Origin of the sequence: Pseudomonas sp. DC1.2 (genome assembly GCF_034351645.1) — a bacterium.
Taxonomy (GTDB): domain Bacteria; phylum Pseudomonadota; class Gammaproteobacteria; order Pseudomonadales; family Pseudomonadaceae; genus Aquipseudomonas.
In genome coordinates, this window is sequence record NZ_CP133782.1 from 3,651,545 (window position 1) to 3,663,114 (window position 11,570).

Below are 11,570 nucleotides of genomic sequence, written 5' to 3' on the forward strand. Positions count from 1 at the left end.
CGATTCATTCGCTCATCCGTCCAAACCGACCCGACTGGAAATCGGCAAAGGCTTGGTGGATCTCTTGCTCGCTGTTCATCACGAATGGACCGTGGCCGACGATGGGCTCGTCGATCGGCTCGCCGCTGAGCAATAGCACCACCGCGTCGTCATTGGCTTTCAGGCTGAGCTGATGACCCTTGCGCTCAAATAACGCCAATTGCCCTTCGCGCGCCCACTCCAGCCCGTTAACCTGAACGGCGCCGTGAAGCACCACCAGGGCGGTGTTACGACCCTCGTGCAAATCAAGTGTCAGCAATTTTTCGCTGTTCAAGCGAATGTCCCAGACATCAATCGGGGTGAAGGTACGCGAGGGGCCTGTGAGGCCCTGGAACTCGCCGGCGATCAAACGCAGGCTGCCGGCCTGATCCTTGAGCGCAATAGTCGGAATGTCGCGGTCGAGAATCGTCTGGTATCCGGCGTCGGCCATTTTATCCTTGGCGGGCAGATTGACCCACAGCTGGACCATTTCCATGGTCCCACCGCTGTTGGCAAAGCCTTCGGAATGGAACTCTTCATGGATAATCCCCGATGCGGCGGTCATCCACTGCACGTCTCCCGGACCGATTTTGCCGCCACCGCCAGTGGAGTCACGGTGCTCAAGCTCACCTTTATAGACGATGGTCACCGTTTCAAAACCGCGGTGCGGGTGCTGCCCGACACCACGCCGCTCGCTGGTCGGGGTGAATTCGTAAGGCGCTGCGTGATCCAGCAGCAAAAACGGGCTGATGTGTTTGCCGAGGTTGTCGTAAGAAAAAAGCGTGCGAACCGGGAAACCGTCGCCGACCCAATGCGGTCGTGGGCTGCTGTAAATACCGATGATTTTTTTCATGGTGGCTCTCTAATCTGTCGCTGAGTCAGAGGGTGACGCGATGGACGGAGCTTAAAACTCATACCTCTTGAGCACTAGACGGCAAAAATCAGCTTTAGCGTTCTACCTGAAGAACAATGAGCGAAGGCTGGCCCGCCGTCTTCTGCAATCATCGATGGCTATTGCTGCGTTGGCGTTTGGTACGTTTGGCCTGCAAGGTACTGATCCAGGCTTGCCATGGCCTGTTGCAAGTGCTCGACGGCCGTGTCGATCAACGCCGCGCTTCCTTCATTGCAGGCCTGTTCCAAGTGCTCGCACCCCTCGATCAGACGCACCGCCTGAACCATCCGCGCACTGCCCTTGATGCGATGCGCCAGATCCCGCAGGACGTGTCGATCGCCCGCGGTTCGGGCCAGAAGCAGCTGGTCGCGGTCCTGGCGATTAGTCACCGCCAGCTCGTGCAGCAGAAGATCGAGCAACTGCCGGTCCGCGCCGATGTAGCACTCAAGGCCTGTGAGGTCGATGTCAGTCATGGAGGGTTCCTCTTCCGTCACCACCGACTCGCCGGAAAACTTTGATACCAGCCACCCGCGCAGATCTGCCAGGCGAATGGGCTTGAACAGACAATCGTCCATGCCCGCCTCCAGACAGCGCAGCTTTTCCTCCGGCTGAGCATTGGCGGTAAATCCCAGAATCAGCGTGCGAGGCAATCCCAAGGCGTGTTCTTCAGACCGTATCATTGCGGCCAATTCATAACCGCTACAGACCGGCATATTGCAATCGGTGATGAGCACATCAAACACCTGACATCGCCACTGCTCAAAACCCTCACTGCCCTGCTCGGCCTCTAGCACCTGATGCCCCAGATAACTCAGTTGGCGCGCCAGCAACAGACGATTGGGCGGATAGTCATCAACCACCAAAATCGTCAACGCGCGGGTCAGGACCGGTAATCCGCTAGCTGCCGCGGCACTGACGGGCAATGGGTCCAGGGCCAGCAGTTCAAGACTGACCTCGACCCGCGTACCTCGACCGAGATCGCTGTGCAACTGCAACTGCCCCCCCATCATTTCGCATAGGTTGCGGCTGATCACCAGCCCCAGACCTGAACCACCGCGGCCCGACTGTGCATGGTTGTCAGCCTGAATAAACGGGCTGAATAAGCGCTGTTGATCGGCCGCGCTGATGCCGATGCCACTGTCTTCGATACTCACGCTCACCGCCAAATGTCCGCCCGTGACGGGCTCCAGGCGCAGGGCCAAACTGACTTCACCGCCCTCAGTGAACTTGATGGCGTTGCTCAGCAAATTGGACAACACCTGTTTGAAACGCGTGGGGTCGATCAGCACATCGCGGTCGCTGGAACCGTCCAGTTCAACGCGCCATGCTAATTCCTTCTGTCGAGCCAGTCCTTCAAAGACCCGGCACACCGATTCGACCAACGAGCGCAAATTGGCCCGCTCCGGGGTGAGGGATAAATGCCCGGACTCAATGCGGGCGATGTCCAGAATGTCGCCAATCAATGCCAGCAATTGCTGCGCGGCATTCGACGCGACTTCAATGGCAAAACGATCAGTCTCACCCTCCTCCGAGCGTTTCAGCGCTAATTCGAGCATGCCGATCAGGGCATTCATCGGCGTGCGAATCTCATGGCTCATGGTCGCCAGAAAGGTGGTTTTGGCGCGACTGGCTTGGTCGGCGGCATCCTTGGCGTTCTGCAATTGTTGCAACCACTGCTGGCGCTGCCGGATCTGCCGACGCTGCCAGGCAATCCAGCCCAACGCTAACAGCAGCAAAGCGCCTGCTGCACCGAAGCCCTGGAGAATGCCATCACGATGGCGCAGCCAATAGTTGCCATTCAATGCCTCGTCATTGCTCCAGCGGGCCACCAGTTCTTCCATCTCCTGCGGCGAGATACTCAATAACGCCTTATTCAAAATCGAGTGCAATTCCAGCGCACCCCGATCGGTGGCCAGCGCAATACGGGCCGGTTCGTCACCCACGGTACTGCTGATGCGCAGACGCTCGTTATATTGCCGGGCAATTAAATAGCGGGCCACGATCAACGAGCTAACCACCGCATCGGCCTGCCCTTTGCTCACCCACTCCATGCCCTGGGAGGGGCTTTGCACTTCCACCAGGCGCACCGTTGGCGCGCGCGCCTGAATAAACTCATACAAAGGGTGCCCGCGGTAAATTGCCAAGCGCTTGCCAGCCAGATCGTCGAGGGTTTGAAGGCCCTGCGGGGCGGCGAGCGTGACCAACACAAATGGATTTTTCAAATACGCGCGGGTGAAGCTCAACTCGGACTCGCGCTGGGCACTCGGCGTGATAACGGGCAAAACGTCTATCTCGCCGGCCTTGAGCTGCTCAATCTGCCGGTCCAGGGAGTTGCCCCGCAGCACCTTGAAGTTTAATCCGCTGCGCTGGCTGATCAGGGTCAGCAATTGCGCAGTCAACCCGCGAAACCGCCCTTCGGCGTCGTAGAACGTCAGGGGTGCATAATCCTCGATGACGCCCACAGTGAGCATCGGATGCCGATCCAGCCAGCGTTGTTCAGAGACGCTCAAATGCACCCGTTGCTGTGCCGCCATATTGGCCCGACCCGCGCTCCAGCGCAGCTCGATAGCCGTGCGTTGATCCATGGGAATCGCCGCCAGGGCCTTGTCGATGATGCTTTTCAGCCGCGAGTTCCCTGCGGCCAGGGCAAAGCCGAACGCGTTCGCATCCAGACCAGAAGTCCCAGCCAGGTGCAGGTTATTCAAGTAGTTGTTGTTAATGAGGTAGTTGGCGCTGATCAAGTCGCCCAGGTACACGTCATCCTGGCCGAACGCGACGGCGCCGAGCGCTTCAAGCGTCGATGGATACAGGTGCAGACTCGCCTTGGGATAAAACGCCTCGACACTGGCTGCCGGTAAATAATCATCGACCATCGCAATGCGCTTACCAGCAAGATCGTCGGAGATAGGGTCGTCCTGCAAACTCACCAGCATGGGCTGGTCGTCGGCATAGGCACGCGAGGTTGTCAGTTCGGGATCGGCTAACTCGAAGTTGTTCGACGTCCCGAGCAAATCCAACTCACCGCGTTTGAGGGCGGCCATGGCCGCTGCGCGAGTGTCGTAATGCAACACGTCGATCTTGATGTACAGCAGTTGCGCAAGCAGGTCGGCGTAGTCGGCGGTAATGCCCTCCAACTCCTCACGGTTTCGAGTCACCTCAAAGGGTGGGTAGTCCGCCCCTGAGACGCCGAGGCGCAAGACCCGCTTGCTGCGCAACCACTGCCAGTCCTTTTCGTCCAGCCGCACCTCATACCCACCCACCGTAGAGCGGCCCAACAGCTGCAACGTCTGCGGTTCGTCCGCCCTGACCGTCAACGCGTGCAGCACTGAGAACAATGTCAGGACGAACAGAAAAGTCCGCACGGCAGGGCCACTTAAATCAGCTGATTGCGCATGGCAAACTCACGCAAATGCACCGCAGAGTCCAGCCCGAGCTTTTCCTTAAGACGGGTCTTATAGGTGCTCACGGTTTTGTGGCTAAGGTGCATGTGCAAGGCGATGTCCTGGTTTTTCGAGCCACGGGCCAAGTGCTGAAAAATAGTGAGTTCGCGATTGGAGAGGCTATCGATCATCTGCTTTTCGCTGAACTGGAGAGCGTTGGGTACCCCTGGCCCCGAGGACAGTTGGGCGAAATAGGTGTAACCGGCCATGATCGCGTGCGCCGCCTTTTGTAATTGGCTCAAGTCATTGGTCTTGGAAACATAGGCCATGGCGCCGGCACGCATGCACCGTTCTTGAAAAAACGCAGGGTCAAGCGAAGTGAACACCAACACCCGGCTCGATAGCTCGCTGGCCTTGATCCGCTCCAGCACATCAATCCCGTCGAGGGACGGCATGACCAGATCCAGCACCACCAGTTCGGGTGCGTGATCGCGCATCAACGCCATGACCTCACTGCCGGTGGACGCCTCGTAAATTCGCCTGAACCCTTCCTGTTGAAGAACGATTTTGACTGCGGCGCGCACAACAGGGTGATCGTCCACAATCAATGCTGACTTCATAACAACTCCTTGAAGCAAAGACCTAACGATCGCGCCACGAATACCCAGGACGTGGCCTGGTTCAGACGCAACGGCTGCGCTCGGACCTTCACATGAGAGACAAAACGAATCTACCTGTCAGAACTGACAGTAGCGACGAACGGTAGCGATTTTCAGCCGGTCTTTTGGTCGCAGCGTTCGGGCAACCAGCGCCGACCGCGCTCACTCACTGCGGGGTCGATGATCGCCATCAGCCGCTCAATGGTCCTGAAGTCAGGCATTAACCCGTGGCTGACCTGGACCTTTTGCTCCCGGCAGGCCGGGATCGGCGGCAACTGGATCGACTCACCCTGGTAGATCAGGGCATGCCGAACCTGTGGGTTATCAAGAAAGAACCCCAGCAGATCGAACGCGCCGGCCGCCAGCGCAGCATTGATCACCACCAGATCGAAGGGCTCGAGACCGTACTCCACCAGGTTCAACAGTTCTTCCACGTTTTGGACGGGTGCCACTCGGTAGTAGTCGAGCTGATTGAACAGCCGCTCGATTTTCATCCGGTGAAAATGCTGTTCGTCTGCGATCAGGATACGCAAGGCTTTGTTCGACATCGCAGGCCTCCAGGTCGGTCGCTGAGTGTTGGACGCCCAAGGCTACGCATGCATGAAGGCACTATCTGTAGGAAAAATCCTAAAGTATTCAAGACTTCATCGATCATTCACCCCGCAACGGCAGCCTGCGGCGCAAAGACTCACGGCGCGCAGGCGATATCGCACACGGCGATCGTCTGGTTCCGATGGCGTTTATTCAGTCGTACTCGGACTCCAGAATGCCTGCACCACCAACGCCGACATCGAGATCCGCGCCACCAAGGCATCCAGTTCGTCGCCATCCACCGAGGTGGTCGCCAGCGTTGCCTCCACCTCAATTTCGTCCGCACCGAAGGCGCGCACATCCACATCGCTGGCCGGGTAGTTGCTGCGCTCCAGCTCTGCCTCGAGGAGTGCCAACACGCTTTTTTGCTGCGAGCGACGGGCGATCACGTAGACGATGTTGGTCACCTCTGCCGAAATCACGTCCAGCGGCTGGCGGTTGATGTTGTTGACGATCGGGCGCAACAAGGTGTTGGCCGCGAGCACGAAGATCGTGCCCAGGAGCGCTTCCAGCACCAGGTCGGCACCTGCGCAAGCCCCCACCGCTGCGGAGGCCCACAAGGTGGCAGCGGTGTTGAGCCCCCGCACGTTGCCTTCCTCGCGCATGATCACCCCGGCCCCGAGAAAACCGATGCCGGAAACCACGTAAGCCACCACCCGCACCGCGCCTTCGGCCCCCCCGAGACGGTTGGCCATGTCAACAAAAATCGCGGCACCGACCGCTACCAGTACGTTGGTGCGCAGACCGGCGGTGCGTTGTCGGTACTGGCGTTCAAAACCGATCAGGCCACCCAGGATGAACGCCGCGCTGAGGCTGACCAAGGTGTCGACCAGGGACGTCAGGTTGATGTTTTCGATGGCTTTCATGCGTACCTGCCCTGATTACCTGGGATTTGGAACGTTCTCACTTAGCGTGAGAACGCTCGTCACCTGCCTATTGCCAGCCGAACCGCCGAATGTAGAAGCCCTTCACCATCTGGGTCAGGCCCATGTACGCCAGCAGAATCACCGGTAGGAACACAAAGTACAGCGAAGGCAGTGCCTGTAGCTTGAAGTAGTGGGCCAGCGGCCCCATCGGCAGAAAGATCCCGACCGCCATGATGATCCCGGTCATGACCATCAGCGGCATGGCCGCGCGGCTTTGCAGGAACGGAATCTTCGGTGTACGGATCATGTGCACGATCAGCGTCTGGGTCAGCAGCCCCACCACGAACCAGCCGGACTGGAATAACGTCTGGTGGTCAGGGGTGTTGGCATCAAAGACATACCACATCAAGGCGAATGTTGTGATGTCGAAGACCGAACTGATCGGGCCGAAGAACAGCATGAAGCGCCCAACCTCCACCGGCTGCCAGCGCAGCGGTTTTTTCAGCATCTCGTCATCGACGTTGTCGAACGGGATCGCGATCTGCGAAATATCGTAGAGCAGGTTCTGCACCAGCAAGTGCATCGGCAGCATCGGCAGAAACGGAATAAACGCGCTCGCCACCAATACCGAGAACACGTTGCCGAAATTCGAGCTGGCGGTCATTTTGATGTACTTGAGCATGTTGGAAAAGGTTCGACGCCCCTCCAGCACGCCCTCTTCAAGCACCATCAGGCTCTTTTCCAACAGGATAATGTCGGCAGCTTCCTTGGCGATGTCCACGGCGCTGTCCACAGAAATACCGATATCAGCCGCACGCAGCGCCGGCGCGTCGTTGATACCGTCGCCCATGAAACCCACCACATGACCATTGCCTTTGAGCAAACGCACAATGCGCTCCTTGTGGGACGGCGTCAGCTTGGCAAAGACGTTGGTTGTCTCCACGGCCAGCGCCAGCTCGGTATCGGTCATGCGCTCGATGTCATTACCCAGCAGCAGGCCTTGTTGTGCCAGACCCACTTCACGGCAAATTTTGGCGGTCACCCGTTCGTTGTCGCCGGTCAGCACTTTCACTGCAATGCCATGGGCGGCCAGCGCGCGCAGGGCAGGTGCGGTGCTTTCCTTGGGCGGATCGAGGAAAGCGACGTAGCCGATCAGTGTCATCTGCTGCTCGTCGGAGACGTTGTAAACCGTCTGTTCATTGGGCGTATGCCGTGCCGCCACGGCCACAACTCGCAACCCTTCCTCGTTGAAAGAGGCGGTCACCGCACGAATGCGCGCCAACAGTTCATCCGTCAGCGGCTCGTCATTGTCACCATGGCGAACCCGAGTACAACCGGCGAGAATTTCCTCCACCGCGCCTTTGCACACCAGCAAGTGATGCTGCTGGTCATGTTCAGCCACCACCACCGACATGCGGCGACGGGTGAAGTCGAACGGCACTTCATCGATCTTGGCAAACGCGGTGGCCACTTCCAGTTCACGATGAACTTCGACGTGCTGAAGCACGGCCACGTCCAGCAGGTTTTTCAGGCCGGTCTGGTAGTAGCTGTTGAGGTAAGCCATTTCCAGCACGTCATCGGACTCTTCGCCCCAGACGTCCACATGACGGGCGAGGAAGATCTTGTCCTGGGTCAAGGTGCCGGTTTTGTCGGTACACAGCACGTCCATAGCGCCAAAGTTCTGGATAGCGTCGAGGCGTTTGACGATGACTTTTTTACGTGACAGAAACACCGCCCCCTTGGCCAGGGTAGACGTGACAATCATCGGCAGCATTTCCGGGGTCAGACCCACGGCAATCGACAGCGCGAACAGCAGCGCCTGGGTCCAGTCACCCTTGGTAAAACCATTGATGAACAGCACCAGCGGCGCCATCACGAACATAAAACGGATCAACAACCAACTGACGTTGTTGACCCCGGTCTGGAAGGCCGTGGGTCCACGATCGGTGGAACCAACCCGTTGCGCCAACGTCCCGAAATAGGTGCTGTTGCCGGTCGCGAGGACCACCGCCATCGCCGTGCCGGACACGACATTGGTGCCCATGAACAGAATGTTGTCCAGGTCCAGCGGATTGAGGGTGCCGCGGTCCTGCTGACGCGGGAATTTTTCCACCGGCATCGATTCACCGGTCATCGCGGCCTGGCTGACGAACAGGTCCTTGGCGCTGAGCACGCGGCAGTCGGCGGGAATCATGTCACCGGCCGAGAGCACAATCAGATCGCCCGGCACCAGTTGCTTGATGGGTAACTCCAGGCGAGCACCTTTACCCGAACCCTGGGGTGCGCTGAAGTCGCGACGCAGCACCGTGGCCGTGTTGCTGACCATTGCCTTGAGGGCATCGGCAGCCCGGTTGGATTTGCTTTCCTGCCAGAACCGCAGGAGGGTCGAGAGCACCACCATGGAGAAAATCACGGTGGCCGCTTTCAGGTCATCTGTCAGCAGTGACACGACAGCCAGCAGGGTCAGCAGCAGGTTGAACGGATTTGTATAGCAGTGCCACAAGTGTGTCCACCAGGGCAGTGGCTGCTCATGCTCAACCTCATTGAGGCCAAATCGCTGGCGCAGGGTTTCAGCTTCCTGCTCGCTCAAGCCATCAGTGTGGCTACCGAGTTTATTCAGCAGTTGGCCGGTGTCACTGTTGGCAGCCGTTACCAGGGTTTGCGCCAGCGTCGGCGGGACTTCGCGGTTGACCTTGGCGTCAGTGAAACTTTCCAGCAGCGCCAGGCGGCGGAAGTGCCGGGCGATGTGGCGGGTGCGCAGGAATCCGGCAAAGAATTCTTTGAGCAGGGTCAGGTTCATGGCAGTTTCTCCCTGGGGTTAGCCAGGAGAACGTCGAGCGAGTACGGGCCGAGACAGGCCAGCAAACGGCGCTCGAACATGTACCCACTGTGGATCTCCGCTATTTATAAATCGCGCGAAGTGTGCGCACCGAGAGCGCGAGAGTAAACGAAGCCAAGGCTGATATTGGGGGAAACAGGGGGATCTTCAGGAAGGGTTCAGGATTGGGTACAGGTGATGTTTTTGATGCCTCTCCTCGAATCGCCGTCCGCAGCGAGCAGGTTCCGGGCGGTGATCCGAAGCAGGTCGTTTTTTCAGACGCGGAAAAATCTCAGCTCGCTGTCGCCAACAACAGGTCCATTACCGAACGACTGTGCCCACGGTGTTTGCCATGGTCGTACAGCGAACCGGCAATTTCATCGGCGCGGATCGGCAGGATCGACAGCAATGTGTCGCTCAAGCCATGGCTGGCCTGGCAGAAGCCCTGCATGTAGAGACCGGCCTTGCAGCGCTCGTCCGTGATCAGCTTGTAGTTGCGATCAACCTCAAAATCGCCCAGATATTGCGCCAGCGGTGCCAGCAGCTTGCGGTGCATCTGCCGCTCGTAACCGGTGGCCAGCACCACCGCGTCGTAATGACGGACCGCGACTTCACCGGTGGCATTGTTGCGCAGCGCCAACTCGATGCCGTGCTCAGTGGCGGTAGCCTTTTCGACCGTGGTCAGGGTACGGAACGCATGGCGCGCAATGCCCGAGACTTTCTGCCGGTAAAAGATGCCGTAGATGCGCTCGATGAGGTCGATGTCCACCACCGAATAGTTGGTGTTGTGGTACTCGTTGACCAGGCGCTCGCGTTCACTGCTGGCCTGCTGGAACACCAAGTCAGTGAACTCGGGCGAGAACACTTCGTTGACAAACGGGCTGTCGTCCGCCGGTTTCAGCGCCGAGCCACGCAGGATCATGTCCACCTGCACCGATGGAAAACTGTCGTTGAGGTCGATGAAGGCTTCCGCTGCACTCTGCCCGCCGCCGATGATCGCAATGCTCATCGGCTGATTAGCGACGCACGGCTGCTTGGCCATGCGTTCAAGGTACTGGGAATGATGGAAGACCCGACTGTCATCCTTGAACGCCTTGAAGGCCTCGGGAATACGCGGCGTGCCACCGGCGCTGACAACCACTGAACGCGCGGTGCGCACACACTGCTGGCCCTGCGTGTCCCGAGAGATGACTCGCAGTGCCTCGACTTGCTGCTGGTGCAGCACCGGTTCGATGGCCAGTACCTCTTCACCGTAGCGGCTCTGCTCGGTGAATTGCCCGGCCACCCAGCGCAGGTAGTCGTTGTACTCCATACGGCAAGGGTAAAAGGTGCTGAGGTTGATAAAGTCCACCAGACGGCCGTGCTGTTTGAGGTAATTGACGAAGGAATAAGGGCTGGTGGGATTACGCAGCGTCACCAGGTCCTTGAGAAAGGAGATCTGCAACTCGCTCTGGGTCACTAGGGTGTTGCCGTGCCAGCGATAGTCGGCCTGCTTGTCGAGAAACAGCACATCCAGCTTGCCCTGGCTCGGCCCCCGTTCTTGCAGGGCGATGGCCAACGCCAGGTTCGAGGGGCCGAAACCGACGCCGATCAGGTCGTGAACGATGGGCGATGCAATTGCCTGTGTCATTTCCAGTGTCCTCTGGATGAACCCCTCAACAGTGGGGGATAAAACCTGGGTGACCTGACCGGCCTTGGGCAGCACAGCAGATCGTCTGTTGAGTAGGAACGAGGGCAATGAAAATAAATTTAACGGCAAAGGATCAATGGGCGTCCCATTGTTTGATGCGTACCCGGCAATGCTTCATCGCATTGACGATGTGTTTCTCCACCAGTGCCCGGGAAATGCCCAGGTGCTCGGCTATCTCCAGGTGCGACAAGCCGTCGATTTTGCGCAACAAAAAACTCTCGCGACACAGCTGGGGCAATTGCGCCAATGCGCGCTGGAGCATCTCCAGGCGCTGGCCATGATCGAGGCTGTTATGGGGAGACGGAGTGAAGTAACGCTCTTCGTTGTCGAGCACTTCCAGCGGTTCGACCTGACGCAGCGCGTTGCGTCGGTGATCATCGATTACCAGGTTCAGCGCGGTGCGATAAAGGAACGCACGGGGCTGCTCGATCGGGGTGTCACCGGAGCGTTCCAGAACCCGCACATAAGCGTCATGCACCACATCTTCGGCAACCTGACGGTTGCCCAGCCTGGCGTTCAGGAAACACACCAGCTCACGATAGTAGTTTTCCAACATGACTCCCGGCCGCACACGGTGCGGATTCTGTCTTTTAGCCAGATCGGCGCTATCACCCTCGATAGCGGCACGATGATGGCCGCTCGAGGTGCGTAATTTA

At 58.6% G+C, this 11,570-nt stretch carries 8 protein-coding genes; all 8 read right to left on the reverse strand.

From position 1 onward, the window contains the following. Positions 1-4 precede the first annotated feature (4 nt). Entirely contained in the window at positions 5-871 is an 867-nt protein-coding gene (locus tag RHM68_RS16465) for a pirin family protein (RefSeq protein ID WP_322216651.1), read from the reverse strand. 158 nt (positions 872-1,029) lie between these two features. After that, on the reverse strand, positions 1,030-4,272 hold the full coding sequence (locus RHM68_RS16470; protein ID WP_322216653.1) for a transporter substrate-binding domain-containing protein: 3,243 nt from the start codon (positions 4,270-4,272) through the stop codon (positions 1,030-1,032). Between the two features lie 11 nt (positions 4,273-4,283). Beyond that, complete coding sequence (locus tag RHM68_RS16475; RefSeq protein WP_322216656.1) at positions 4,284-4,910, reverse strand: response regulator transcription factor; 627 nt, start codon at positions 4,908-4,910, stop codon at positions 4,284-4,286. A gap of 152 nt (positions 4,911-5,062) precedes the next feature. After that, positions 5,063-5,497, reverse strand: a complete 435-nt coding sequence (locus RHM68_RS16480) for a response regulator (RefSeq protein WP_322216659.1) — start codon at positions 5,495-5,497, stop codon at positions 5,063-5,065. A gap of 192 nt (positions 5,498-5,689) precedes the next feature. Next, a complete protein-coding gene (locus RHM68_RS16485) occupies positions 5,690-6,406 on the reverse strand; it encodes an MgtC/SapB family protein (protein WP_322216660.1) in 717 nt (238 codons plus the stop codon). Between the two features lie 67 nt (positions 6,407-6,473). Next, positions 6,474-9,206, reverse strand: coding sequence for a magnesium-translocating P-type ATPase (gene mgtA / locus RHM68_RS16490; RefSeq protein ID WP_322216662.1), 2,733 nt, complete (start codon positions 9,204-9,206; stop codon positions 6,474-6,476). Between the two features lie 310 nt (positions 9,207-9,516). Then, positions 9,517-10,854, reverse strand: coding sequence for a lysine N(6)-hydroxylase/L-ornithine N(5)-oxygenase family protein (locus tag RHM68_RS16495; protein ID WP_322216665.1), 1,338 nt, complete (start codon positions 10,852-10,854; stop codon positions 9,517-9,519). A 133-nt stretch (positions 10,855-10,987) separates the two neighbouring features. Further along, complete coding sequence (locus tag RHM68_RS16500; RefSeq protein ID WP_322216668.1) at positions 10,988-11,470, reverse strand: sigma-70 family RNA polymerase sigma factor; 483 nt, start codon at positions 11,468-11,470, stop codon at positions 10,988-10,990. Between the last annotated feature and the right edge of the window lie 100 nt (positions 11,471-11,570).

Coding starts and splice junctions, on each gene's coding strand:
- RHM68_RS16465 (WP_322216651.1), bottom strand. CDS start 871: ATGAAAAAAATCATCGGTATTTACAGCAGCCCACGACCGCATTGGGTC.
- RHM68_RS16475 (WP_322216656.1), bottom strand. CDS start 4,910: ATGAAGTCAGCATTGATTGTGGACGATCACCCTGTTGTGCGCGCCGCA.
- RHM68_RS16480 (WP_322216659.1), bottom strand. CDS start 5,497: ATGTCGAACAAAGCCTTGCGTATCCTGATCGCAGACGAACAGCATTTT.
- RHM68_RS16485 (WP_322216660.1), bottom strand. CDS start 6,406: ATGAAAGCCATCGAAAACATCAACCTGACGTCCCTGGTCGACACCTTG.
- mgtA (WP_322216662.1), bottom strand. CDS start 9,206: ATGAACCTGACCCTGCTCAAAGAATTCTTTGCCGGATTCCTGCGCACC.
- RHM68_RS16495 (WP_322216665.1), bottom strand. CDS start 10,854: ATGACACAGGCAATTGCATCGCCCATCGTTCACGACCTGATCGGCGTC.
- RHM68_RS16500 (WP_322216668.1), bottom strand. CDS start 11,470: ATGTTGGAAAACTACTATCGTGAGCTGGTGTGTTTCCTGAACGCCAGG.